General features: G+C 63.6%; 26 protein-coding genes and 1 pseudogene. 17 read left to right on the plus strand and 10 right to left on the minus strand.

Annotated features, from left to right (window positions below):
• The 3 genes and pseudogenes from ACTJKE_RS19995 to ACTJKE_RS20005 all read left to right on the plus strand — a co-directional run.
• A complete protein-coding gene (locus ACTJKE_RS19995; protein ID WP_113133456.1) occupies positions 1–735 on the plus strand; it encodes a transporter substrate-binding domain-containing protein in 735 nt (244 codons plus the stop codon).
• Between the two features lie 67 nt (positions 736–802).
• Entirely contained in the window at positions 803–1,522 is a 720-nt protein-coding gene (pth, locus tag ACTJKE_RS20000; protein ID WP_093234029.1) for an aminoacyl-tRNA hydrolase, read from the plus strand.
• A 70-nt stretch (positions 1,523–1,592) separates the two neighbouring features.
• Positions 1,593–1,871 (plus strand): annotated as a pseudogene (locus ACTJKE_RS20005) (squalene cyclase); the annotation flags it as partial.
• A 43-nt stretch (positions 1,872–1,914) separates the two neighbouring features.
• Here the strand turns inward: ACTJKE_RS20005 and ACTJKE_RS20010 are convergent.
• The gene (locus ACTJKE_RS20010) at positions 1,915–2,544 is read right to left on the minus strand and encodes a TetR/AcrR family transcriptional regulator (protein WP_440692213.1); all 630 of its coding nucleotides are present in this window, start codon (positions 2,542–2,544) and stop codon (positions 1,915–1,917) included.
• Positions 2,545–2,664: 120 nt separating this feature from the next.
• Here ACTJKE_RS20010 and ACTJKE_RS20015 point away from each other — a divergent pair, with 120 nt between their 5' ends.
• Both ACTJKE_RS20015 and ACTJKE_RS20020 read left to right on the plus strand, forming a co-directional pair.
• The gene (locus ACTJKE_RS20015) at positions 2,665–3,225 is read left to right on the plus strand and encodes a GFA family protein (RefSeq protein WP_425985035.1); all 561 of its coding nucleotides are present in this window, start codon (positions 2,665–2,667) and stop codon (positions 3,223–3,225) included.
• Complete coding sequence (locus ACTJKE_RS20020; RefSeq protein WP_113511306.1) at positions 3,209–3,511, plus strand: DUF6958 family protein; 303 nt, start codon at positions 3,209–3,211, stop codon at positions 3,509–3,511. Before ACTJKE_RS20015 ends, ACTJKE_RS20020 begins: the two co-directional genes overlap by 17 nt.
• A 42-nt stretch (positions 3,512–3,553) precedes the next feature.
• Here ACTJKE_RS20020 and clpS read toward each other — a convergent pair whose 3' ends face one another.
• On the minus strand, positions 3,554–3,865 hold the full coding sequence (clpS, locus tag ACTJKE_RS20025) for an ATP-dependent Clp protease adapter ClpS (RefSeq protein ID WP_113133454.1): 312 nt from the start codon (positions 3,863–3,865) through the stop codon (positions 3,554–3,556).
• Between the two features lie 173 nt (positions 3,866–4,038).
• Complete coding sequence (locus ACTJKE_RS20030; RefSeq protein ID WP_093233980.1) at positions 4,039–4,605, minus strand: hypothetical protein; 567 nt, start codon at positions 4,603–4,605, stop codon at positions 4,039–4,041.
• Positions 4,606–4,792: 187 nt separating this feature from the next.
• Here ACTJKE_RS20030 and ychF point away from each other — a divergent pair, with 187 nt between their 5' ends.
• Positions 4,793–5,896, plus strand: coding sequence for a redox-regulated ATPase YchF (gene ychF / locus ACTJKE_RS20035; RefSeq protein WP_057253112.1), 1,104 nt, complete (start codon positions 4,793–4,795; stop codon positions 5,894–5,896).
• A gap of 89 nt (positions 5,897–5,985) precedes the next feature.
• Here the strand turns inward: ychF and ACTJKE_RS20040 are convergent, their stop codons facing one another.
• The gene (locus ACTJKE_RS20040; RefSeq protein ID WP_440692217.1) at positions 5,986–7,092 is read right to left on the minus strand and encodes a hypothetical protein; all 1,107 of its coding nucleotides are present in this window, start codon (positions 7,090–7,092) and stop codon (positions 5,986–5,988) included.
• A gap of 182 nt (positions 7,093–7,274) precedes the next feature.
• Here ACTJKE_RS20040 and ACTJKE_RS20045 point away from each other — a divergent pair, with 182 nt between their 5' ends.
• From ACTJKE_RS20045 to ACTJKE_RS20055, 3 genes are all read left to right on the plus strand, one after another.
• On the plus strand, positions 7,275–7,727 hold the full coding sequence (locus ACTJKE_RS20045) for a MaoC family dehydratase (RefSeq protein WP_112994348.1): 453 nt from the start codon (positions 7,275–7,277) through the stop codon (positions 7,725–7,727).
• Complete coding sequence (locus ACTJKE_RS20050) at positions 7,727–8,197, plus strand: MaoC family dehydratase (protein WP_082616006.1); 471 nt, start codon at positions 7,727–7,729, stop codon at positions 8,195–8,197. Before ACTJKE_RS20045 ends, ACTJKE_RS20050 begins: the two co-directional genes overlap by 1 nt.
• Before the next feature lie 154 nt (positions 8,198–8,351).
• On the plus strand, positions 8,352–8,564 hold the full coding sequence (locus ACTJKE_RS20055; RefSeq protein ID WP_057253108.1) for a hypothetical protein: 213 nt from the start codon (positions 8,352–8,354) through the stop codon (positions 8,562–8,564).
• 72 nt (positions 8,565–8,636) lie between these two features.
• Here ACTJKE_RS20055 and ACTJKE_RS20060 read toward each other — a convergent pair whose 3' ends face one another.
• Positions 8,637–9,179 (minus strand): adenine phosphoribosyltransferase, encoded by a 543-nt coding sequence (locus ACTJKE_RS20060; RefSeq protein ID WP_057253106.1) that lies wholly within the window; start codon positions 9,177–9,179, stop codon positions 8,637–8,639.
• Between the two features lie 195 nt (positions 9,180–9,374).
• Here ACTJKE_RS20060 and ACTJKE_RS20065 point away from each other — a divergent pair, with 195 nt between their 5' ends.
• Positions 9,375–9,560: a DUF1059 domain-containing protein gene (locus ACTJKE_RS20065; protein ID WP_057253104.1), complete on the plus strand. Its 186-nt coding sequence runs from the start codon at positions 9,375–9,377 to the stop codon at positions 9,558–9,560.
• A 74-nt stretch (positions 9,561–9,634) separates the two neighbouring features.
• Here ACTJKE_RS20065 and ACTJKE_RS20070 read toward each other — a convergent pair whose 3' ends face one another.
• Genes ACTJKE_RS20070 through ACTJKE_RS20080 form a run of 3 tightly spaced genes read right to left on the minus strand, consistent with a single transcriptional unit; the run spans position 9,635 to position 12,143 of the window.
• On the minus strand, positions 9,635–10,894 hold the full coding sequence (locus tag ACTJKE_RS20070; RefSeq protein WP_440692219.1) for a CCA tRNA nucleotidyltransferase: 1,260 nt from the start codon (positions 10,892–10,894) through the stop codon (positions 9,635–9,637).
• Positions 10,891–11,523, minus strand: coding sequence for a CoA pyrophosphatase (locus ACTJKE_RS20075; RefSeq protein ID WP_058321137.1), 633 nt, complete (start codon positions 11,521–11,523; stop codon positions 10,891–10,893). The genes ACTJKE_RS20070 and ACTJKE_RS20075 overlap by 4 nt, the downstream gene beginning before the upstream one ends.
• Positions 11,520–12,143, minus strand: a complete 624-nt coding sequence (locus ACTJKE_RS20080) for a DUF1285 domain-containing protein (protein WP_440692221.1) — start codon at positions 12,141–12,143, stop codon at positions 11,520–11,522. Before ACTJKE_RS20080 ends, ACTJKE_RS20075 begins: the two co-directional genes overlap by 4 nt.
• Positions 12,144–12,314: 171 nt before the next feature.
• On the opposite strand from ACTJKE_RS20080, the gene ACTJKE_RS20085 reads away from it, so the two are divergent.
• The 6 genes from ACTJKE_RS20085 to ACTJKE_RS20110 are packed head-to-tail and all read left to right on the plus strand — an operon-like array spanning position 12,315 to position 20,057.
• Positions 12,315–13,328 carry an AAA family ATPase gene (locus tag ACTJKE_RS20085; RefSeq protein WP_057253096.1) on the plus strand — a complete coding sequence of 338 codons (1,014 nt, stop codon included), beginning with the start codon at positions 12,315–12,317 and terminating at the stop codon, positions 13,326–13,328.
• Positions 13,329–13,331: 3 nt separating this feature from the next.
• Entirely contained in the window at positions 13,332–14,252 is a 921-nt protein-coding gene (locus ACTJKE_RS20090; protein WP_112994347.1) for a DUF58 domain-containing protein, read from the plus strand.
• Positions 14,249–17,074: a DUF4159 domain-containing protein gene (locus tag ACTJKE_RS20095; protein WP_058321139.1), complete on the plus strand. Its 2,826-nt coding sequence runs from the start codon at positions 14,249–14,251 to the stop codon at positions 17,072–17,074. Before ACTJKE_RS20090 ends, ACTJKE_RS20095 begins: the two co-directional genes overlap by 4 nt.
• Before the next feature lie 10 nt (positions 17,075–17,084).
• On the plus strand, positions 17,085–19,154 hold the full coding sequence (locus tag ACTJKE_RS20100) for a hypothetical protein (protein WP_440692224.1): 2,070 nt from the start codon (positions 17,085–17,087) through the stop codon (positions 19,152–19,154).
• On the plus strand, positions 19,151–19,624 hold the full coding sequence (locus ACTJKE_RS20105) for a GNAT family N-acetyltransferase (RefSeq protein WP_440692226.1): 474 nt from the start codon (positions 19,151–19,153) through the stop codon (positions 19,622–19,624). The genes ACTJKE_RS20100 and ACTJKE_RS20105 overlap by 4 nt, the downstream gene beginning before the upstream one ends.
• 10 nt (positions 19,625–19,634) lie before the next feature.
• Positions 19,635–20,057 carry a GNAT family N-acetyltransferase gene (locus ACTJKE_RS20110; RefSeq protein WP_112994345.1) on the plus strand — a complete coding sequence of 141 codons (423 nt, stop codon included), beginning with the start codon at positions 19,635–19,637 and terminating at the stop codon, positions 20,055–20,057.
• Positions 20,058–20,146: 89 nt separating this feature from the next.
• Here ACTJKE_RS20110 and ACTJKE_RS20115 read toward each other — a convergent pair whose 3' ends face one another.
• A complete protein-coding gene (locus ACTJKE_RS20115) occupies positions 20,147–20,692 on the minus strand; it encodes a GNAT family N-acetyltransferase (RefSeq protein WP_057253085.1) in 546 nt (181 codons plus the stop codon).
• Positions 20,693–20,951: 259 nt separating this feature from the next.
• Here ACTJKE_RS20115 and ACTJKE_RS20120 point away from each other — a divergent pair, with 259 nt between their 5' ends.
• On the plus strand, positions 20,952–21,929 hold the full coding sequence (locus tag ACTJKE_RS20120) for a glutathione S-transferase family protein (protein WP_440692229.1): 978 nt from the start codon (positions 20,952–20,954) through the stop codon (positions 21,927–21,929).
• A gap of 28 nt (positions 21,930–21,957) precedes the next feature.
• On the opposite strand, the gene ACTJKE_RS20125 is transcribed toward ACTJKE_RS20120, so the two are convergent.
• Positions 21,958–22,467 (minus strand): NUDIX domain-containing protein, encoded by a 510-nt coding sequence (locus tag ACTJKE_RS20125; protein ID WP_440692231.1) that lies wholly within the window; start codon positions 22,465–22,467, stop codon positions 21,958–21,960.
• Positions 22,468–22,477 lie beyond the last annotated feature (10 nt).

Genomic DNA, 22,477 nt, shown 5'->3' on the forward strand with positions numbered 1-22,477 from the left:
GTGAAGGCGCTGATCCCAATATTTTTCCTCGGTCTCTTCACGACCGCTGAGGCACAGACGATCAAGTTCGTCACCGAGGAGTACCCCCCTTACAACTTTTCGACCGAGAACGGTCCGAGCGGTGCTGCGGTAGATCAGGTCAAGCGGATCATGGAGCGGCTGAAACAGCCTTACACGATCGAGGTTCTGCCCTGGGCGCGGGCCTTCATGCTGGCCGAAACCGATCCTGCCTATTGCGTTTTCACCACCGGCCACGACGCCGAACGCGACAAGAAGTTTCTATGGGTCGAACCTCTGCTGGTCGATCATATGGTTATGGTTCGCCACGCCGGCTCAAACATAGCACCGGCTTCGCTGGAAGCAGCACGTCAGTACACCGTAGGCACCCAGCGCGAGGATTTTTCCGCAACCTATCTCAGGGACCACGACTTCCCGAAGATCGACTATGCCGCAAACCTCAATTCGAGCGTGAAGAAGCTGATCGCCGGACGCGTCGATCTGCTGATGACGTCAGAGAAAACCTTCCAGAGCATGCGCGCCGAGGGCAAACCGGTCGAGGCGGCGCTGGTGCTTGAAGGCAAGCTCTACGGCATCGCCTGCCACCGCGATGTATCGCGGGCAACCGTCGCCGCGATGCAGCGCGAACTGGACCGGCTGGTCGGCAACGGCACCCAGGACGAAATCTTCAAGCACTACGGCCTCACGCCGAATGCCAGCCTGCGCGCCGAGAAATAAGCGTTGACTTCCCGCGGGCACGATGATCTTGGATGGCCCCACCCCGAAATCATCGACGCGTGACGACATGCTGATCATCGTAGGGCTTGGCAATCCAGGTTCGAAATACGCCACCAACCGGCACAATATCGGCTTCATGGCGGTCGACGTCATTCACCGCCGGCACAGCTTTTCCTCCTGGTCGAAGAAGTTCAAGGCCGAGATCGCCGAAGGCGAGATCGGCGGCGAACGCGTGCTCCTGATGAAGCCGCAGACCTTCATGAACCTCTCAGGCGAAGCGGTCGGCGAGGCCATGCGCTTCTACAAGCTGCAGCCGAAGGATATTACCGTCATCTATGACGAACTCGACCTGCCGGCCGCCAAGGCGCGGCTCAAGGTCGGCGGCGGCCATGGCGGCCACAACGGCATCAAGTCGATCGATGCCCATTGCGGCAAGGAGTATCGCCGCCTGCGTCTGGGCATCGGCCATCCCGGCGTCAAGGACCTCGTTCACGCCCACGTTCTCGGCGATTTCGCCAAGGCCGACCAAGCCTGGCTGATACCGCTGCTCGACGCCATCGCCGACAATGCCGACATGCTGGTGCGCGGCGAGGATTCCCAGCTTCTGAACAAGATCGCGCTCGCGACCGGCGGCAAGCCGGAAGCGGACAAGCCCGAAACCCCGAAGAAGCAGAGCGCGCAATCGCACATCCACCAGGCGCGCAATTCAGCCCAGCCAAAGAAGCTGCCGGCGACCGGCCCGATGGCCGACATGCTGAAGAAGATGTTCGGCTCGAAGGGCGACTAGCTTCCCGTTTCCGGAGCGAGCACTAGTTTTCGCTCAGGTCGGCTTTGAAGACCGGCCTGGAGCACGCCCTATGAGCCTCCCGGTGATTGACTGGCTTCTCGCTTCGGATCCTTCGATCCGCTGGCAAGTGATGCGTGACCTGCTGGATGCCCCGGAACCTGTGTGGAGGGCCGAGCGAGCCAAGGTGGAGACCGAAGGCTGGGGCGCCAGACTGCTTTCGCATCAGGACGACGACGGCCAATGGGCGGGCGGCGCCTTCGTTCCGGCTGGTTTTGACGCGCGCGAGTGGTCCGAGCGCGGTCAACCCTGGACGGCCACGTGCTTTTCGCTGTCGCAGCTTGACTTCTTCCGCATCAAACGGATAGCCGCGAACCTGAAAGAGACCCGAACGCCTAGGCGGCTCTGTGCGCTGCCAGAAAGATCCGCACCGCCTCGGCCGCATGGGCCTGCAAGACGTCAGGCGCCGGAATGGCGCCGTCGCCGAGCAGCATGGCGTCGTTCACCGGCCCACCCATGACGAGCCAGTTGAAGAACCCGCCAGCGACCTGCACATCCTTCACCCGGATGTCGCCCTTCTCGCCATAGCGCTTGAAGGCGACGGCAAGCCGCCTGATCGAGCGCATCGGTCCGCGCTCGTGCAGCGCTTCGCCAAGCTGCGGAAAGCGCTCGACCTCGGCAATCACCAGGCGCCGCACCTGCATCAGCCGCGGCGTCATCACGATCGTCAGCAGCTGGGTGGCATAGTCGAGCAGGAATTCCTCGATCGGCTCATCGCCGTCAGGATCGGCGACCTGCTCCTGGAACTCATCGCCTGCCCCACCCGTCATGCTGCGCACGACCTCCAGAAACAACGCCTCCTTGCTCTGGAAATGGGAATAGACGGTCTGCTTCGACACCTCCGCCGTCGCCGCGATCTCATCCATGTTGGTGCCCAGAAAGCCGTGTTTCAGGAAGAGATCGCTTGCTGCCGCCACGATCCCCTTGCGGGTGCGCTCCATGCGCGTCTTTGCGCCGTTGCTCAATCCTGCCCCTCCGCCTTGCTGCACGTCACAAATCATCTGCCCCACACGATAGGCCAGTCGGATTGACAAATCAAACTGGACGGTACAGTCTAGTTAGTGAGACGATGTCGGGAGAGGGCCATGGTGAAACCACAAGCAAGAAATCGAATTGCCGCCTGCCGCTGCGGGCTGGTTGCCTTTGAAGCCGTCGGCGAACCGATCGTCGGCGCCGCCTGCTATTGCAGCAGCTGCCGCACCGCCGGCGAGCGCTTCGAGGCCCTGCCCGAAGCCTCGCCTGTGCTGGAAGCCGACGGCTCGACGCGCTTCGCGCTCTACCGGAAAGACAGGATCCGCTGCATCAGGGGCAGCGAGCTTTTGCGCGGGCATCGGTTGACGCCCGAGGCGCCGACGCGAAGGGTGATTGCGAGTTGCTGCAACGCCGCGATGTTCCTCGAATTCAAAGGCGGCCACTGGCTGAGCGTCTACAATCAGCGTTTCGCCCCGGACGAACAGCCGCCGCTCGAAATGCGGACCATGACGAAAGATCGTAAGGCAGGCGTCGAATTCGCCGATACACTGCCGAGCTACAAGACGCATTCGGGCCGCTTCATGTGGCGGCTTTTGACCGCCTGGGCGGCCATGGGATTCAAGGCGCCCAGGATCGACTATGTGAAAGGCGAGGCCGATGGCATCTCAGGCTGAGAAGATCGAGATCGAAAACATCGTCTCTCCCGGCCATAAATACCGTGTCGACCGGGTAAAATACGAGGCAATGCGCGAAGCCCTGCTCGCGGTTCTGCCACCGGCCACACCAGGGCTGACCGTTGCGGAAGCGATGGAGCGGCTATTGCCGTTGTTGCCGCAGGACCTTTTCCCCGAGGGTGCAAAGGCCGGCTGGTGGCTGAAGGCGGTTCAGCTCGATCTCGAAGCCAAGGGCACGATCAAGCGGGAAGCAAGCAAGCCGCTTCGTCTACATAAGAAAACATAAAGCGAACCGGCGACCCCCGCCATCCTTCGTACCGGCCGCTCGTTATTCCTCGGGTTCGGTGGTGAAGAGCAGCGGAAAACCCGCTTCCTTGGCAAGATCGGTCGCCGCCTTGGCCTTGGTTTCCGCAATGTCGCGCACACAGACGACGACCACCGAAGTGCCCATCTTGTGCGCCGTCATCATCACGCGGTAGCCGGCCTCCTCGCTCATATGGAACACGGCCTTGAGCACGCCGACGACAAACTCGCGCGGCGTATAATCGTCGTTGAGCAGCATGACTTTGTAAAGTTTCGGCCGTTCGAGCTTCGGCTTGACCTTCACTTTGATTTTTCTGGCAACCTCGTTGTCACTCATCGGAACCACCCCGTTGATGACAGAAAGAACGGAAATTCCTTAAACCAGAACCGACTTAGGGACAAAATCGTGAAGCAGATCTAAATGTTACAGCGACGCGCGGCGCTATATGCGCACTATCCTACGGGCGGGCGCACCGATCAAGCAAAAGCAGGGGCGGCAGTCACCGTCGGTCAGTTGGCGGGCCAGTGCCCGACGAACATCGTCGCCGCCTCGTCATAGGAGCGGGCCCGCTCCAGTGCCGCCTCGGGCGCCTGCTTGCGCGCAAGAAGCGCATGATAGAAGCAATGCACGAAGAGCGGCGCATCGGCCCCTTCGGGCGAACCATCGGGAGCGACGTAGAGGGCTGCGCCACCCGCCCCGACAAAGGCATCGCCGTATGCCTTGCCGCCGGTTTCGCAGCAGGTGCTGAGAACGATCTTGCCGCCGAGCCTGGCATGCTCGGCAACGACCGAAGGCGGCAGGCTACCGTCGACTAGCATCGATGTGTCGATGCCTTCGCAATACTCGCCGAAGACGAAACCATTTTCGTCGCCGTGACCGCAAATGACCAGATGCTGATGCACGAACTCGCCGCCGGCGATCAAGGTCAGGAAGTCCCCGGGTGTCCCCGGCAGATGCAGCGTGACGACGGCGCTAAGGCTCTCCAGCATGGAACGGATCAGCAGGGCTTCAAGCGTGTCGCCGATATCGACGACGGCCACCGGCACGCGCGGGAACATGAATTTCTGATCGATCAATGTGGGCTCCTCAGATTTTTCACCGCGACGGGGCCGGCGGATTTCTGAGGGCATATGCGGGCCCAAATACCGCGCGTTCAACGGCGCAAGCCCCTTATTTACCGTGAACGGGGTGTCCACCCTTGACCAGGAAGCGCCCTTCCCGCATAGCCACGCCAACGGAATTTAAAGATACGGACGAGACCCCATGGGCTTCAAATGCGGTATTGTCGGGCTGCCGAACGTCGGCAAGTCCACGCTCTTCAACGCACTCACCAAGACGGCGGCCGCTCAGGCGGCCAACTATCCCTTCTGCACCATCGAGCCGAACACCGGCGAAGTGGCGGTGCCGGACCCGCGCATGCGCAAGCTTGCCGACATTGCCAAGTCGAAGGAAATCATCCCGACGCGCATCTCCTTCGTCGACATCGCCGGCCTCGTGCGTGGCGCGTCGAAGGGCGAAGGCCTCGGCAATCAGTTCCTCGCCAACATCCGCGAAGTGGATGCTGTCGTGCATGTGCTGCGCTGCTTCGAGGATGATGACATCACCCACGTCGAAGGCCGCATCCACCCGGTCGCAGATGCCGAGACGATCGAGACCGAGCTGATGCTCGCCGACCTCGACAGCCTTGAGCGCCGCACCGAGCAGACCCGCAAGCGCGCCGGCGGCAAGGACAAGGACTCCATGGCGCAGCTTCCGATCATGGAAGCCTCGCTGAAGCTGCTGCAGGACGGCAAGCCGGTACGCACGCTGCTTGCCAAGCTCGATGCCGAAGAACTGCGCATTCTGCAGAGCCTCAACCTCCTGACCGCCCATCCGGTGCTCTACGTCTGCAACGTCGCCGAAAGCGATGCGGTCGACGGCAACGAACACACCCGCGCGGTTGCCGAAATGGCAAAGGCGCAAGGGGCCGAAAGCGTCGTGATCTCGGCGGCGATCGAATCCGAAGTGGCACAGCTGCCGGAAGAAGAATCCAAGGAGTTCCTGAGCGCGCTCGGCCTAGAAGAAGCCGGTCTCGACCGTCTGATCCGCGCCGGCTACAAGCTGCTCGACCTCATCACCTACTTCACCGTCGGCCCCAAGGAAACCCGCGCCTGGACGATCCAGCGCGGCACCAAGGCACCGCAGGCGGCCGGCGTCATCCACACCGACTTCGAGCGCGGATTCATCCGTGCCAACACGATCGCCTACGAGGATTACATCACGCTCGGCGGCGAAGTGGGCGCCAAGGAAGCCGGCAAGGCGCGCGACGAAGGCAAGGAATACGTCGTCCAGGACGGCGACGTCATCCACTTCCGCTTCAACACGTAAGACGTGGCGCGGCGATCTTGCGTGGCAGGAGCAAGATCAACAGAGACAAGGCGCGCTGCAACGGTGCAGCGCACGCAGAGAACTCGGTATCACGGCGCGGCATGCAACCGCGCCGTTATCGTTTGCGGTAGCAGGTCCATGACCATGCGGCGCAACCGCTGCCAGAAGATGCCGATGAAGAGCACGGTCACGCCGACGACCGCAAAGGCAATGAAGACGTAGCTGTCGAGCGAAGCGCCGGTCTGGCTCAGCATCGTCCAGATCGCACCACCCAGCGACAACAGCCCTGAGGTGACGAAGGCGCGGCGGTCGATGACCAGCCCGACCAGCATGAATGCGGCGACGATCAGGATCGCGGCAACAGCTTGGCCGAAGCCGGCCTGACCGTCCCACCAGGTACTGCCACCGTTCGACAGGAAAACCAGGCCCATCAATGCGTAGAGCAATGCCGGTGCTGCGGCCAGGTGCAGCCAGAATGCCGTATCCGAGCGCGCGGTCTCACGCTGTGGATCGGAAACGTCGTAGCGCATGGCGGCCGCAAAAAGGCCCAGGGCTCCAACAAGAACGGTGAGCGCGAGAAGGATGAAATGGGTTTCGTTGGCAAGGTCGATCCCCAAGATCTTCTCGAGGGCAAGAAGGATCGCGACCACGCAGACGAGTGCGATCGATACCATCAGACCGGAGAGCGCCAGCGGTACGCGATAGCGCCAGTAGAACAAGGCGAGCGGGATCGGGAACGCTGAAAGATAGGCAAGCGCAAAGACCAGCGGCTTCCAGGCATCCTCCTGCTCGCTCACGAACCACAGCGACGTCGTCCCGACCCAGTGCACGAGCGCAACCGTCAGCGCCACCGACGGCAGTGCCAGCCGCTGGCGCCGCACCAGGATTTCGGCAAGGATGAGAATGACCGGCAGCGTTGCGAACGGACCACCCAGACCCCAAAGGCCGATCAGCACGACAATGACGCCGATGGTGATCAGGATATCGTGAAATCCCCGCACGAACCGCGGCTGCTCGCTGTCTTCGGCTGCACGCGCATCAAGCGCAGCGTCCTGTCGCTCCGCGGCGGCATCCGGCGCCGTCGGCCCGAAGATCATGCCGCGGTCCGCAAGATAGGCTTCCAGATCTCTCACCTGGTTCGCTGAGATGATCCCTTTTTCGGCAGCGCCTGCGAGCGCTCTGTTCAGTTCGGTCACGAATGCTCCTCGATCAAGCGCCGGCGGATGCGCCAGCTAGACAGGTGGTTGCATGAACGTCCGGCATGCGCAACCTGGAAATTCAGCCCACGCTACCTCGCAACAGATCCGCTCAAATGGATTCCGCTTCGATAAATTATGCAGTAGGTAGACGGCAGCAAATCAGACGGGACAACTCAAGCATGCTGTATTTCGAGGATTTTTCCGAAGGGCGGCGTTTCGACTACACGCCGGTCGAGATGAAGCCGGCGGAGATGATCGCCTTCGCCAGTGAGTTCGACCAGCAGCCGATGCATCTCGACGAGGAAGCGGGAAAACGCAGCATTCTTGGCGGCCTTGCCGCGTCCGGCTGGCACACCAGCGCCGTCGGCATGCGCATGATGCTCGACGCCTTCATGGGCAATTCGACGTCTCAAGGGTCGCCCGGCATCGACTTCATGGACTGGAGGAAACCGGTCATCGCCGGCGATATCCTCAACGGCTTCAGCCTCGTGCTCGAGGCGCGGCGGTCGAAATCGAAGCCCGAACTCGGCATCGTCAAATTCCGCAACGAAATCACCAACCAGGCGGGTGAGCCCGTAGCGGTCTCCGAATGCACCGTTCTCTTTCGCTGCCGCGAGAAGGGGCAAGCCTGATGATGACGATGGAAGAATTTTACGCCGCCAGGGCCAGGACCGCCATCGGCAGCCTGACCTTCACGGCCGAAGACATCATCCGCTTCGCCCGCGACTTCGACCCGCAGCCTTTTCATCTCGATGAGGAAGCGGCACGGCATTCGCTGTTCGGCGGGCTTTGCGCATCGGGCTGGCATACCAGCGCCGGATGGATGCAATGCTTCGTCCGCTTCTGGAGGAACGAGCAGCGCCGGCTCGCCGCCGAGGGTCTGCGTGCGCCGAACCTCGGCCCCTCGCCCGGTTTTCGCGATCTCAAATGGTTGAAGCCGGTCTATGCCGGCGACACGGTCACCTATTTCGTGACCTTCCTCGAAAGCCGCTCGCTCACCTCGAAACCCGGCTGGCGGATCAACACGATCCTGTGCGAAGGCGACAACCAGCACGGCGAGGCGGTGATCCGCTTCGAGAGCAAGGTGATCGAGTTCGTGTAGCAACGAGCGCCGCCTTCGGGCGACGCCCCTCCAGAGACATCTTAATTCCAGCGCGGTTTGCGCGTAAAATCAGCATCAGACAAAGCGCGGTGCCGCCTGTCACTTACCCCGTGCGGGATGCCCGCCTTGCATCAAGGAAACGGGAGTGTTGGCCATGGAAAAAACCCATGTCTGTGAACTGGCGGACGCCTATCTGCGTCTTGGCGGCCATCGCCGTGTCGTGATCGACGATAACGAGACATCCGTCAGAAGTTGGGAAGACGAGCCTCCGGAAGCCGAACAGTTTTGGCAAAAGGAAGTAGAGACACTGCCACCCGCCACACAGCGTGAAGTTCAGCTGATGTTGCGGACGATCAATCGCCTCTGAAGCGATCGAAATGATCCGGTGCGGAACGGCAGCGCGGATTTCGATCCGCGATGCCGCTATCGCCCATCAGGATCAGTGACCTTCGAATTCGATCAGCGTGCGGACATTGACGCCAAGCGCTTCGAGCTTCTTGCGCCCACCGAGATCGGGGAGATCGATGACGAAGCAGGCGGCGACGATATCGGCGCCCATCTGCTTCAGAAGCTTGGTGGCCGCTTCCGCCGTCCCGCCGGTCGCAATCAGATCGTCGACGAGGATCACCTTCTCGCCCGGCTTGATCGCGTCCTTGTGCATTTCCATTTCGTCGACGCCGTATTCCAGGCTGTAGGCGATGCGCACGGTGTCGTGCGGCAACTTGCCCTTCTTGCGGATCGGCACGAAGCCGGAAGAAAGCTGGTGTGCAATCGCGCCACCGAGGATGAAACCGCGCGCTTCGATGCCGGCGATCTTGTCGATCTTGGTACCGGCGTAGGGATGCACCAGTTCATCGATCGCGCGGCGGAATGCGCGCGGATTGCCGAGCAGCGTGGTGATATCGCGAAACATCACGCCCGGCTTCGGATAATCAGGAATGTTCCGGATGGCGGAGATCAGTTCCGATTGAACGGTGGTCATGGGCAAAAGGGCCTTTGCGTCTCTTGTTACCGCAAACCCATAACACCATCGGCCTCTTTGTCTATAACGGTTTCTTCTCGCGTCGTCGGCGGGAACAATTGGCCGCCCTTGGGGGTTGATGCTACTCTAATCGTGCGGTCGCCCGACCGGCGCGCCGCGCTCTCGCATCAAACTTTAGACAGGGAAGGAAGCACCATGCGCCTGTTTGAATGCGGTTCCCTCGTCCCGGGTTGCGAATGGCACACGCGCGCCGACAACGATGCCGAAATCGTGCGCCGCGCCGTCGAGCACATGCGCGAAACGCACGGCGAGACGGTTATTCGCGAAAACATGATCGACAACATCAAGGCCCGGATCACCGACGAATCCAAGGCGGCGTAACCGTCCGGCCAAGGCGGCGTAAGCCGTCCGGCCAAGGCAGGGTAGCCGTCCTCAAGGCGGCGCTAGCCGTCCGATTAGTCCGGCTGCACCATGGCTTCGAGCCGGGCGATGAGGTTTGCCCGGTCGAGACTGAAGTTGCGCTCGATCCAGAGATTTTCGAGTTCGCTGAGGATTTCTCCCACGCGCGGGCCGGCCGGAACGCCGGCCTTCAGCACATCGCCGCCATTCAGCGGGAAGCTCGGCCGCTTCCAGGCGTCGGCGCGTGCCAGCAGCCGGCGCAGCGCAGCGGTTTCGGACAGCAGCGCCGGATCGCCTTCCGACTTGCGCCGTGCCGTTGCCAGCGCCAGCCGCAGCGCTACGACAATCCCCTCCACTCCATGACGATAGAGCAACCGATCGAAGGCCGTATCGACGGTGGTCGCGGGGACCGCCGGCGCCTTGGCCCAGCGGCTGAAATAGGCAGCTTCCGCCTTCGACAGACGCAGACGCTCCGCCATTGCCTCCAGCCGCTCTTCGTCCGGCGGCACGATCGCGGCCAGGCGCAGAAGCGGATCCGGCGCCCAGCCAAAGGCCCGCTCGGCGGCAACGATATCCGGGATCGCGTCGATGCCCCATTTTTCCGTTTCCGGCAGAACTTCGGTCAGCACGCCTGCCTGGCGCATCCACAGCAGCGCGCGGCCGGGATCGGCGGCGGAAAGCAACTTCTTTGTTTCGGCCCAGACCCGCTCGGCCGAAAGCGTTGCAAGCTTCGAGCGCGCCCTGGCACAGGCGCGCAGGCCCTCGGCATCCGGCCTGCCGCTGCCGTAATGCGCGAAGAACCGGAAGAAACGCAGGATGCGCAGATAGTCCTCGGCAACCCGCTCTGAAGCATCGCCGATGAAGCGCAGCGTGCGCGTCTCGATGTCCGAGAGCCCGCCGACATCGTCGAACACGTCGCCGCGGTCGTTCGCGTAAAGTGCATTGATGGTGAAATCCCGCCGTTCTGCATCCGCCTTCCAGTCGCTGCCGAAGGCGACTTCCGCGCGGCGGCCATCAGTCGAAACGTCACGCCGGAGCGTCGTGACTTCATAGGGCGTTCCGTCGATGACGAGCGTTACGGTGCCATGATCGATGCCTGTCGGCACCACCTTGATGCCTGCCGCCTTCGCCCGCTCGGACACTTCGTCCGGACGCCAGGTGGTCGCCATGTCGATGTCGCCGGCCGGCAGACCCATCAGGCTGTTGCGCACCGCGCCGCCGACGACCCGGACCTCGCCGCCCTCGACGTTCAGGACCTCGAAAACACGGCGGAGAGAGGGCGATGAAAACCAGCCTTCGCCGGCAACGGAAGTCATGCGTAAAGCCTTTCATAAAGCATGCGGAGGATGCCGGCGGTGATACCCCAGATGTTGTGGTCGCCATAGGGCATTCGATAGAAATGCCGTTCCTCACCCTGCCAATGCCCGCGACCGCGGGTGTGATTGCTGGGGTTCATCAGGAAGGACAGCGGCACCTCGAAGACGCTTTCGACCTCGTCCGGATTGGCGATCAGCTCGAAGCCGGGCTTCACCACCGCCAGCACCGGGGTGATGCGAAAACCGGACATGGCCATGTAATGCGGCAGCCGGCCGATGGTCTCGACGAAGCGCGGATCGAGACCGATCTCCTCCTGCGCTTCGCGCAGTGCCGCCACTTCGACGGACCGGTCCTCGGGATCGACGGCCCCACCGGGAAAGGCGACCTGGCCGGAATGCTTGCGCAGGCTCGCCGTACGCTGGGTCAGGATGACGCTGGCATCGTCGCCATCGTCGACGACGGGCACGAGGACTGCGGCATCCTTCAGATGCAGCGTCTCCAGATAGGGCACGATGCCCGGATTGAGCAGGAAATCGCCATGGTCGCGCCAGGAGGTTTCCACCGGTCCGCCCATCTGGGTCAGCGCACGTCGACGGAATTCGTCAGCGGAGAAGAGATGCCGGTTCATCGCGACAGCGCTTCCAGCTCTGCCGCCGGCATGATCGGGAAGACGGCGCCGCCCGAGCGCACGCAGAACATCTCGGTGCCATCGACTTGCTGCGTCTCACCGAGTTCGACGATGTCGTACATGACGGGCCGGGAGACCAGCGCCTCCAGGCGCCCGCGCACATGCAGATATGGTTTCAGCTCCCGGTTCTCGCCGTGGATGACGAAGCGCAGCGGATGCTCCGGCCCGGCTTCGACCACATCGCCGACATTGGTGCGGAAGGTCAGGAGCTGGCCCTGTTCTCCTTGGGTCATGCTCATTTCGACGGCCACGAAGGGCGCATCGACGATGCGGATGCCGACCTTTTCCACAGGAGTCACGAGATAGGTGTGCCCATCCTCGTCCTTGCGCAAAACGGTGGAAAACAGCCTGACCAAGGGCTGCCGGCCGATCGGTGTGCCGAGATAGAACCAGGTGCCGTCGGCGCGGATCTCCATGTCGATGTCGCCGCAGAACGGCGGATTCCAGCGGTCCACCGGCGGCAGGCCGCGCGCCTTTTCGCCGGTCTGCCCCGCAGCACGCGCAATCAGTGCCGCCAGTCCGGCGGCATCGCCGGTTTGCTGAATTTCGGCTTCTGCCATTGTTCCGTCCCGTTTGACCCCGATTTTCAGATCGAGACCTTTGATATGTCACGAGATAGTGCGTCGGCGCCGACTTGTCAGCCGTCCGGCAGGGTCTAAATTGGAATTTGGCAACTGAAATCCCGGTATAGGGCGATTCGGTTTAACAACGGGCGACCGGGGAGTACGACCATGACTGTCATGAAGGGCGCGGCCGACGCGATCGACGAGAAGACGATTGTCGCCGCGGCCGAAAGCGCACTCGGCGAAATCGCCCGGGTGCGTGCGGAAGTCGGCAAGGTTATTTTCGGTCAGGAGAGCGTTGTCGAGCAGACCCTGCTCGCCGTTCTCTCCGGCGGCCATGCCCTGCTCGTCGGCGTTCCCGGCCTTGCCAAGACGAAGCTCGTCGCCACACTCGGCACGGTCCTCGGCCTTGATTCCAGCCGCGTGCAGTTCACGCCCGACCTGATGCCCTCCGACATCCTCGGCTCGGAAGTCATGGACCAGGATGCGGCCGGCCATCGCTCGTTCCGCTTCATTCCCGGCCCGATCTTCACGCAATTGCTGATGGCCGACGAAATCAACCGCGCCTCGCCGCGCACGCAATCGGCGCTGCTGCAGGCGATGCAGGAGTATCACATCACCGTGGCCGGCGCCCGCAAGGACCTGCCGGCGCCCTTCCACGTGCTTGCCACCCAGAACCCGTTGGAGCAGGAGGGCACCTATCCCCTGCCCGAGGCGCAGCTCGACCGCTTTCTGATGCAGGTCGATGTCGGCTATCCCGACCTTGCGGCCGAGCGGCAGATTCTGCTCGAGACCACAGGTGTCAGCGAAGCAACCGCTCACCCGGTCATCGATGCAGCGCGGCTACAGCAGATCCAGGCCCTGATCCGACAGATGCCGATCGGGGAAAAGGTGGTCGACGCGATCCTGTCGCTCGTGCGCTCCGCCCGTCCGGGCAACGGCAATGCCGCGACCGACAAGAACGTTGCTTGGGGTCCCGGGCCCCGTGCCGGCCAGGCGCTGATGCTCTGCGCCCGCGCCCGCGCGCTTTACGACGGGCGCCTGGCGCCGTCGATCGACGACATCCTGGCGCTTGCCGAGCCCGTGCTTCAGCATCGCATGGCGCTCACTTTCGCTGCGCGCGCCGAAGGCATGACCGTGCGCGACGTCATCGCCGATCTGGTGAAACAGGCCAGAGGCTGACGAATGGCCACCGTCGGGCACATAGTCTCGCGTACTCCTGCTGGTGAAGTACTTTCCCGCGCGCAACAGCGCGCCATGCTCGTTCCCGATTGCCTGGTCGAAGCACGGCGGATCGCCAATACCGTGATTTCCGGCTGGCATGGCCGGCGCAAGCGCGGCATCGGCGAGAATTTCTGGCAGTTCCGGCCCTACAGCGACGGCGAGAGCCTGTCGCGCATCGACTGGCGCCGCTCGGCCCGCGACGACCACACCTATGTCCGCGACCGCGAATGGGAGGCCGCGCACACCATCTGGCTGTGGGCGGATCTCTCCCCGTCGATGATGTACAAGTCGAGGCTCGGCGCGGTCTCCAAGGAGAGCCGCGCGCTCGTGCTGATGCTGGCGCTCGCCGAGATCCTCGCGCGCTCCGGCGAACGCATCGGCTGCCCCGGCATCATGGAGCCGATCTCGGCCCGCAATGCCGCCGAACGGCTGGCGACCGCGATCATGCTGAGCCCGCTCGCGGAAGGCCTCCCCAACACCGGGATGATCCGCAGCGCCAGCGATCTCGTGCTGATCGGCGATTTTCTCGATCCGGCGGAAAAGATCATGGACCGCCTCGGCCCGCTGGCACGCCGGGGTTTGCGCGGCCATGTGGTCGAGATCGCCGACCCTGCAGAAGAGGTGTTTCCCTATAGCGGCCGCACCGAATTCACCGACCCGGAGACCGGCGAGAAGCTGACGGCCGGCCGCGCCGAAGTGCTGCGCGAGGACTATCAGCGCGCCTATGTCAGCCGCCGCGACAGCCTGGGCGTGACGCTCCGCCATCTCGGCTGGACCTTCACCCCGCACAGAACCGACCGGCCCGCCTCGGAGGCGCTCGTCGCCGTGCACACCTATCTCTCCGGCATGCCGGGACGCGCGACGCACGGGGGCCAGCTATGAGCAGCTTGCCCTTCCTGTTCACCAACCCCGCTATCCTCGCCGCCCTGGTTGCCCTGCCTGTCATCTGGTGGCTGCTGCGCATGACGCCGCCAAGGCCCGCGGCCGAAGTGTTCCCGCCGCTGCGCATCCTGGCGTCCGTGATGAAGCGCGAGGAAACCCCGGCGCAAAGCCCCTGGTGGCTGACGCTGCTGCGCATGCTGATGGCCGCGGCGGTGATCCTGGCGATCGCCGATCCGGTGTTCAACCCGCGGCAGAACACGCTTTCCTCCGCTGGCCCGCTGGCGCTCGTCATCGACAACAGCTGGGCGACGGTCTCCGATTGGGATCGGCGGGTCGAGGCCGCCAATGCGCTCATCGACGATGCGGAGGCGAAGGATCTGCCGGTTTCGATCGTCTTCACGACCGATCGACAGCACGATGCGACCCCGGCTTCCGCCACCACCGCGCGAGACCGGCTGGCCGCGGCGCAGCCGCAACCGCTGCCGGCCGCGCGCGATCGGGCGCTTGCCGCCATGAAAGCCGCCCTCGCGAACTCGCCGCCTGGCACGCTTGCGTTCCTCAGTGACGGGATCGAGGCTGGGGACGGTCAGACGATGCGCCAAGTCGCGGAGATCGGCGCGGCCAACGTCCGCCGGATCGAAGGCAATGCGGAAAGCGCCATCGCGTTGACGTCCGCGACCAACGAAAACGAAGGCATGCGGGTCACGGCATCGCGGCTGCCGCTTGGCGAGCCACGCGCCTATTACGTCTTTGCCCGCGACGCGCGCGGCACCGCCATTGCCGAAGGAGAACTCCGCTTCGCTTCTGGCGCCACGGCAGCGAATGCCCTGTTGAGAGCCCCCTTCGAGCTGCGCAACGATTTCGCACGTCTGACGATCGAGGGCCAGGCGACAGCCGGCGGCATCCACCTGCTCGACGATGGCAATCGCCGTCGTCGCGTGGCCTTGCTGAGCGGCGAGGTGCATCAGTCGCAGCCGCTGCTTTCACCGCTCTATTACATCAAGCGGGCGCTCGAACCGCACGCCGACCTGATCGAGCCGCGAGAGGAAGCGATCGGCAAGGCGATTGCCGAACTTCTCGCTCAAAATCCGTCGATCCTGGTCATGGCCGACGTCGGCCGGTTGCCGGACGAAAGCTATCCGCTGGTGACGCGCTGGCTGGAGAATGGCGGCATGCTCGTTCGCTTTGCCGGCCCGAGGCTGGCCGGCGCGCCTGCCGACGACCCGCTCGTCCCCGTCATGCTCAGGCAGGGCGAACGGTCCCTCGACGGCGCGCTCTCCTGGTCAGAGCCGCAGCCGCTTGCCGACTACCCATCTTCCAGCCCCTTTGCCGGTCTCGAGCATCCGCGCGATGTCCTTGTCAAACGCCAGGTTCTGGCGCAGCCGACACCGGACCTTGCCGAACGGACCTGGGCCAACCTCGCCGATGGCACGCCGTTGGTCACGACAGCCGAACGCGGACGTGGACGCATCGTGCTCTTCCACGTGAGCGCCGACCCGGGCTGGTCGAACCTGCCAATTTCAGGCTCCTTCGTCGACATGCTCCGCCGGTCCATCCAGCTTTCACGTGCCGGCGGCATTGCCGGCGACCAGACAAGCAAGGCGCAGACGCTGCCGCCCTATCGCCTGGTAAACGCCCGGGGCGAACTGACCACCGAGACGGGCAGCGCCCGGCCGCTTGAGATCGCCCCCGGAGTTGCGCCGATTGTTTCCGCAGACACACCGCCCGGCCTCTACGGCTCGGAAGAGGGTTTTGTTGCCAACAATCTTCTCCCCGACGGCGGCAGCATCGCTCCGATCAGAGGCAACCTCGTCAGCGAACGCGCGGAAGGGCTGGAAGGCGTGCGTCCGTTCTCGATCCGGCCCTATCTCTTCGGGCTCGCGCTGATGCTTTTCATGATCGACACGTTGATCGTGCTTTATATGGCGGGCGGCCTCACGGGATTGCGCCACCGCGCTGCCGGTGGCGCCGCCACGGCAGCCGTGCTTGCAACCCTTGGCCTTGCCACCCTTGGTCTTGCTGCCCTGGCACCAACGATTGTTCACGCGCAGGATAGCCAGCCAAGCGACGCGCAGACACTGCAACGCCTCGACACGACCCACCTCGCCTATGTCATCACCGGCGAGGCCGAGGTCGATCGATTGTCGGAACAGGGCCTCCTGGGCCTCAGCAACTACCTGACCTATCGCACAGCCCTGGAACCGGGCGCCCCCGTTGGCGTCGATCTGGAACAGGACGAGCTAGCGTTCTACCCGATCATCTATTGGCCGGTATCCGCCACGGCGCCGATGCCGAGCAGCAGAGTGATGAGCCGGATCGACGCCTATATGCGCAATGGCGGGACCGTGCTCTTCGACACGCGCGACCAGTTCTCCTCGCTGACGCCTTCGGCGGCGGGCGACAGCCCCAATGTGCAGCGCCTGCAGGAGATGCTGAACGGCCTCGACATTCCGCCGCTGGAACCGGTGCCCTCAGACCACGTGCTGACAAAGGCCTTCTACCTGCTTTCGAATTTTCCCGGGCGTTACACCGAGAGCCAGTTGTGGGTGGAAGCCGCCCCCCATGACGCCGAGGAGCAGAGCAACCGACCGGTGCGCGGCGGCGATGGCGTCACGCCGATCATGATCACCGGCAACGACTTTGCCGGCGCCTGGGCTGTCGACGCCAACGGCGCGCCGCTTCTGCCGACGGTACCGCCGGACGAAATGCAGCGCGAATACGCTTATCGCGCGGGCGTCAACATCATGATGTACATGCTGACCGGCAACTACAAGTCCGATCAGGTTCATGTGCCGGACCTCCTCCAGAGGCTTGGGCAGTGAGGGCTGATCGATGACTTATGGTTTTGCTCCGCTGCTTCCACTGATGTTCTTCGTGCCGCTTCTGGTCGTCGCGGCGCTGTTCATCGGCTACGGCCTATGGCGAAAGATACGCGGCGCCTGGCTGCGCGCCCTCGCCTTGGCCGCACTCGCCTTGGCGATCGCCAATCCTTCCATCTTCGTCGAACTGCGTGACCCGCTCTCGACGATCGTCGCGATCGTCGTTGACCGCAGCCAGAGCCAGCAGAATGGCGACCGCACCGAGCAGACCGATCGTGCGATCGAGGGCCTGAAGGCGCGACTGGCGGCGATACCGCTGATCGAGCCGCGCATCGTCGAGGCCAAGTCCGATCCGGCGAGCGTCTCGCCGGCGACCAACCTCTTCACCACACTTACGACAGCGCTCTCCGATGTTCCGCCAGCGCGCATCGGCGGCGCCATCTTCGTGACCGATGGCCAGATCCACGACGTGCCCGATGTCAGCCGCAAGCTGGGTTTCGACGCCCCGGTTCACGGCCTGATCACCGGCAAGCCTGATGAGTTCGACCGGCGCGTCGAGCTCATCAACCCGCCGCGTTTCGGCATCGTCGGCGAAGAGCAGAAGCTCTCGTTCCGGGTTGTCGACGACGGCGCCGCACCCGGCGGGACCGCGGAAGTCAGCATCCGCCTCAACGGCAACGAAATCGCCCGGGAACGGGCCGAGCCGGGGACCGACGTCCCCTTCAGCTTCAAGGTTACGCGCGGCGGCAACAACGTGCTCGAATTTGCGGTGGACGCGGTTCCGGGCGAAGTGACCACGACCAACAACCGTGCGGTTCACGTGCTCGACGGCATTCGCGAGAACCTGCGCGTGCTGCTCGTGTCCGGCGAGCCTCATGCCGGTGAGCGTGCCTGGCGTAATCTCCTGAAATCCGACGCCGCGGTCGATCTCGTGCACTTCACCATTCTGCGTCCGCAGGAAAAGCAGGACGGTACGCCGATCAACGAACTGTCGCTGATCGCGTTCCCGACGCGTGAGCTGTTCGTCGACAAGATCAACGAGTTCGACCTGATCATCCTCGATCGCTACCAGCATCGCGGCCTGCTGCCGATCCTCTACTACGACAACATCGCGCAATATGTGGAGAACGGCGGCGCGCTTCTGATTGCCGCCGGGCCGGAACATGCCGGCGACGATTCGATCGCCGCAACGCCGCTCTCGGCCGTGCTTCCGGCCGCGCCCACGGGTGTGATGAACGAGAAGGCCTTCTTCCCCCGCCTGTCGGAGGAAGGGAAGAAACATCCGGTAACCCGCGGCCTCGAAGGCTCCGATAGCGAGCCGCCGCACTGGGGCCGCTGGTTCCGTACGGTTGATGTCGACAGGCCTGAGGGCAATACGGTGATGGAAGCAGCCGATGGCAAGCCGTTGCTCGTGCTCAACCGTGTGGGCAAGGGCCGCGTTGCCATGTTGCTCTCCGACCAGGGCTGGCTTTGGGCTCGCGGCTTCGAAGGCGGCGGTCCGCATGTCTCGCTCTATCGCCGCACCGCCCATTGGCTGATGCAGGAGCCCTCGCTGGAGGAAGAAGCGCTGACGGCACGCGCCCGGGGCCGCACGCTGGAAATCACCCGTCAGACGATCGACGGCGACCCGGGTCCCGTTTCGCTCGTCTCCCCCTCGGGTCAAAAGCAGGACGTGAAGTTGACCGAGCGCCAGCCGGGTCTCTATTCGGCAGAACTCGCAACGACCGAGACCGGCCTGTTCGAGATGGCCAATGGTGAACTCACGGCCCTTGCCCATGTCGGCGATCCCAATGCGCCCGAGTTCAAGGCGGCGATCTCGACCGAGGACAAGCTGCGCCCGTGGGCGGAGAAGACCAAGGGACTGGTGCGGCGTCTCGCAAGCGCCGACGGGCCGCTCGATCTGCCGACGGTCCTGCCGGTCAGGGGCTCGATACGTTCGGCCGACGATCAGCGCCTCTCGATCCGCATGACCGACGAAACCGTGCTGAAGGGCATCAACTCGCTGCCGCTGTTTACCGGTCTCCTCGGGCTTGCGGCACTGCTCTTCCTGATCTCCGCCACCTGGTATCGCGAGGGACGATGACCGAACGGAACGTCGTCGTCAGCAACCTTCGCGACACACCGCATTTCTTCGATGCCGTGGCCGATCGCATCTGGCGCGCCTGGTGGGAACAGCAGCGCTTTCCTTTGAGCCATATTACCGGCCTGCTCCAGGCGAGCCTCACCGAAGATGCAGAATCCCTTTGCCTGGTGGCGCATGCCGGAGATCGCTTCGTCGGCACCGCCTCGGTGATCGCCTCGGACCTCGAGGAGCGACCGGATCTCACCCCCTGGGTGGCGGCCGTCTGGGTCGACCCGCCGTTCCGCGGCACCGGCATCGGCGGCGACATCGTGCTGAGGGCTGCCCGTGCGGCGCTCGATTCCGGCGCCAAGGCCGTTCATCTCTGCGCCCTTCCCGGCAAGCGCGCCTTCTACGAGCGCCTCGGCTGGCGGCTCGATGAAAAGGACGTGGGCGAGGATCGCCTCGACGTCTTCAGCATGCGCCGCGCGTGAAAGGTTTTCGATGTTCGAGGTAACGGACGCGCCTCCGGCCGAGGCGCTGGAAGCGATCGGCAATGGCCTCACAGCCTTCAATGCCGCCGATGTCGGCCCGTCGGAGCGGCGACCACTCGCCGTGCTCGTTGGCGGTCCCGAGGCGAAGGGGCAACGCGGTGGCTTGAACGGCTACACCGGCTGGGGCTGGCTCTTCGTGCAATGGCTGTGGCTGCCGGAGGATCTTCGTGGCCAGGGCCTTGCCGGCAAGCTGCTTCAGGCGGCGGAAGACGAAGCTCGACGCCGCGGCTGCCACAATGCCTGGATCGACACCTTCAACCCGCAAGCCCGGCGCGCCTACGAACGCCAGGGCTACGAGGCGTTCGGCGAATTGCCGGATTTCCCGATCGGCCGCACCCGGGTCTTCCTGAAGAAATCGATCGTCTCCGGCTAGAGCGCCGTGCGTTCAATTGAACGCACACAGGACGCTCTAGCACTTTGGATCTAGAGCATCCTTCCACCTGAAAGCGGGATGCTCTGGTCTCAGACCGCGAGCTGCAGCTCGAGCGGCACGGCGGATGCCACCGCATCGTCCCGCCAGCCGATGGTGCCGGCAAGGCCAGCATGCACGCCCTCGGCCATCGGCACGACGAGCACGCGGGCGGGATCGACCGGTCCCGGAAATTCGAGCGCACCGTAGCGCACCTTCTCGAAACCGAGCGGCTGATAATAGGGCGGATCGCCAACGAGGATCACCGCCTCCGAACCCTGCCGCCGCGCCGCTTCGACGGCGATGCGCACGAGCTCCCGGCCGATACCCATGTTCTTGTGCGACGGCCGTACGGCCAGCGGCCCAAGCAGATGGCCCTTGATCGATCCTGCCATCACAGGCGTCATCCTGACCGAAGCGATGGTCTCGCCGTTGTCGGCACAGATGAAGGACAGCGACCGATCATGCGGCCCTTGCTCGCGGATGCGCGCGGCCGCCCGGGCAAACCGGCCGGGGCCGAAGGCTTCTTCATTGATGATTTCGATGGCTGCGTCATGGGACGCGTCTTCGGTCAGGTAGACGAGATCGTGCTTTTTCATGGGATCGAGAAACCAGGCATGCGAACAGACATAGGGATGGCTTCGCCCGAAGCGGGCGTTGGCAGCATCAGCGTCGTCGCAGGTTTCCCGAGAACATCATCAGTGCGGTTTCTTCCAACACGAAAAAAGTTGTGAGATCGCCGATATCAGAAAAATGCCCGCTGTCAAAGTCTAAAACGCACTGTTCGGATTTCGCCATCTATCGGACGCCGCTGGAAGCGCTATCTATGAGCGCAAGGATCACGAAGGAGATTTCAAGATGGGTAGATTAGTGGACGGCGTCTGGCAGGACGTCTGGTACGATACCGTCGCAACGAACGGCCATTTCAAGCGCAGCGCTTCGCAGTTTCGCAACTGGGTCACGGCAGACGGATCCGCGGGACCTAGCGGCGACGGCGGTTTCAAGGCGGAGGCCGGTCGCTATCATCTCTATGTTTCGCTCGCCTGTCCCTGGGCGCACCGCACGCTGATCTTCCGCAAGCTGAAGAAGCTGGAGGACCTCATTTCCGTTTCGGTCGTCGATCCGCTCATGCTCGCCCAGGGCTGGGAGTTCAAGGACGGCGGCATCGGCACTGGCGACCATCTCTTCGGATCGAAGGCGCTGTGGCAGATCTATACCCGCGCCGATGCCCACTATTCCGGCCGCGTGACCGTACCGATTCTCTGGGACAAGCAGCAAAACACCATCGTCTCGAACGAATCCTCCGAGATCATCCGCATGTTCAATTCCGCCTTCGACGGGCTGACCGGCTCGACGACCGACTTCTACCCGGAAGAACTGCGCGCCGAAATCGATGCGTTGAATGCCTACGTCTACAACGACGTCAACAACGGGGTTTACAAGGCGGGCTTTGCCACCACGCAGGCCGCCTACGAGGAGAGCGTCACCGCGCTCTTTTCCCGGCTCGACAAGCTGGAAGAACGCCTCGCGTCGCATCGCTATCTGACCGGCAGCCGCCTCACCGAGGCCGACTGGCGCCTGTTCACCACGCTGGTGCGTTTCGATCCGGTCTATGTCGGCCACTTCAAGTGCAACATCCGCCGGATCGCCGACTATCCGAACCTGCAAGGTTACCTCCGGGAGCTTTACCAGGTCCCGGGCGTGGCCGAGACCGTCGATATGCGCCACATCAAGGAGCACTACTACCGCAGCCACACGACCATCAACCCGACCGGCGTCGTGCCAGTGGGTCCGGTGCTCGACCTCACCTCCCCGCACGGACGCGAGAGGCTGTAGACCGATTGTTCGAGCGGCTGGACCGCCTCTACCAGTGAATGTCGAAGGCAGCGCTGCCGGCGAGTTCCGCAAGCCGGCGACGCGTCGCCGGCGTGGTATCCTCCGGCAGCGCATCGAGCGTGAAGAAGCCGCTCGCGGCGATCTCCAGATCCGGTGTCTTCGGCGTGGTCTGCCTGACGCCGTCGCAGCGGTAGAAGACGACATGGTCGCGGCGGCTCGTGCGCCTGTTGTAGTAGACCTGGATGAGCACCGGCGGCGCCGTTGCCTCCAGGTTTCCCTCTTCGCGCAGCTCCCGCAGCAGCCCGTTAATCGAGGCTTCGTCGCGATCGAGCCCCCCACCCGGCAGGTGCCAGCCCGGCAGATAGGAATGGCGCACGAGAAAAACCCGGCCCTCGTCATCGAAACAGGCAGCGCGAACGCCGATCGTCATGCCGCGCGCAAGGGCGTAATAGCCATGCGCGAGCCGCATCAGGAGCCGGAGATACCAGCGCCGCATCTCCGGTGGCCATTCCTCGTTCAGTCGTCTCGTCCTTCCCATGTTTTCGGCC

Origin of the sequence: Ensifer sp. 22521 (assembly GCF_052044795.1) — a bacterium.
Classification (GTDB): domain Bacteria; phylum Pseudomonadota; class Alphaproteobacteria; order Rhizobiales; family Rhizobiaceae; genus Ensifer.

Excerpts from the sequence above, each read along its gene's own strand:
- pth (WP_093234029.1), top strand. The coding sequence starts at position 803 with ATGCTGATCATCGTAGGGCTTGGCAATCCAGGTTCGAAATACGCCACC.
- ACTJKE_RS20050 (WP_082616006.1), top strand. The coding sequence starts at position 7,727 with ATGATGACGATGGAAGAATTTTACGCCGCCAGGGCCAGGACCGCCATC.
- ACTJKE_RS20045 (WP_112994348.1), top strand. The coding sequence starts at position 7,275 with ATGCTGTATTTCGAGGATTTTTCCGAAGGGCGGCGTTTCGACTACACG.
- ACTJKE_RS20095 (WP_058321139.1), top strand. The coding sequence starts at position 14,249 with ATGAGCAGCTTGCCCTTCCTGTTCACCAACCCCGCTATCCTCGCCGCC.
- ACTJKE_RS20070 (WP_440692219.1), bottom strand. The coding sequence starts at position 10,894 with ATGACTTCCGTTGCCGGCGAAGGCTGGTTTTCATCGCCCTCTCTCCGC.
- ACTJKE_RS20120 (WP_440692229.1), top strand. The coding sequence starts at position 20,952 with ATGGGTAGATTAGTGGACGGCGTCTGGCAGGACGTCTGGTACGATACC.
- ACTJKE_RS20020 (WP_113511306.1), top strand. The coding sequence starts at position 3,209 with ATGGCATCTCAGGCTGAGAAGATCGAGATCGAAAACATCGTCTCTCCC.
- ACTJKE_RS20110 (WP_112994345.1), top strand. The coding sequence starts at position 19,635 with ATGTTCGAGGTAACGGACGCGCCTCCGGCCGAGGCGCTGGAAGCGATC.
- ychF (WP_057253112.1), top strand. The coding sequence starts at position 4,793 with ATGGGCTTCAAATGCGGTATTGTCGGGCTGCCGAACGTCGGCAAGTCC.
- ACTJKE_RS20080 (WP_440692221.1), bottom strand. The coding sequence starts at position 12,143 with ATGGCAGAAGCCGAAATTCAGCAAACCGGCGATGCCGCCGGACTGGCG.
- ACTJKE_RS20075 (WP_058321137.1), bottom strand. The coding sequence starts at position 11,523 with ATGAACCGGCATCTCTTCTCCGCTGACGAATTCCGTCGACGTGCGCTG.
- ACTJKE_RS20015 (WP_425985035.1), top strand. The coding sequence starts at position 2,665 with ATGGTGAAACCACAAGCAAGAAATCGAATTGCCGCCTGCCGCTGCGGG.
- ACTJKE_RS20090 (WP_112994347.1), top strand. The coding sequence starts at position 13,332 with ATGGCCACCGTCGGGCACATAGTCTCGCGTACTCCTGCTGGTGAAGTA.
- ACTJKE_RS20060 (WP_057253106.1), bottom strand. The coding sequence starts at position 9,179 with ATGACCACCGTTCAATCGGAACTGATCTCCGCCATCCGGAACATTCCT.
- ACTJKE_RS20125 (WP_440692231.1), bottom strand. The coding sequence starts at position 22,467 with ATGGGAAGGACGAGACGACTGAACGAGGAATGGCCACCGGAGATGCGG.
- ACTJKE_RS20065 (WP_057253104.1), top strand. The coding sequence starts at position 9,375 with ATGCGCCTGTTTGAATGCGGTTCCCTCGTCCCGGGTTGCGAATGGCAC.
- ACTJKE_RS20105 (WP_440692226.1), top strand. The coding sequence starts at position 19,151 with ATGACCGAACGGAACGTCGTCGTCAGCAACCTTCGCGACACACCGCAT.
- clpS (WP_113133454.1), bottom strand. The coding sequence starts at position 3,865 with ATGAGTGACAACGAGGTTGCCAGAAAAATCAAAGTGAAGGTCAAGCCG.
- ACTJKE_RS20100 (WP_440692224.1), top strand. The coding sequence starts at position 17,085 with ATGACTTATGGTTTTGCTCCGCTGCTTCCACTGATGTTCTTCGTGCCG.
- ACTJKE_RS20085 (WP_057253096.1), top strand. The coding sequence starts at position 12,315 with ATGACTGTCATGAAGGGCGCGGCCGACGCGATCGACGAGAAGACGATT.
- ACTJKE_RS20055 (WP_057253108.1), top strand. The coding sequence starts at position 8,352 with ATGGAAAAAACCCATGTCTGTGAACTGGCGGACGCCTATCTGCGTCTT.
- ACTJKE_RS20115 (WP_057253085.1), bottom strand. The coding sequence starts at position 20,692 with ATGAAAAAGCACGATCTCGTCTACCTGACCGAAGACGCGTCCCATGAC.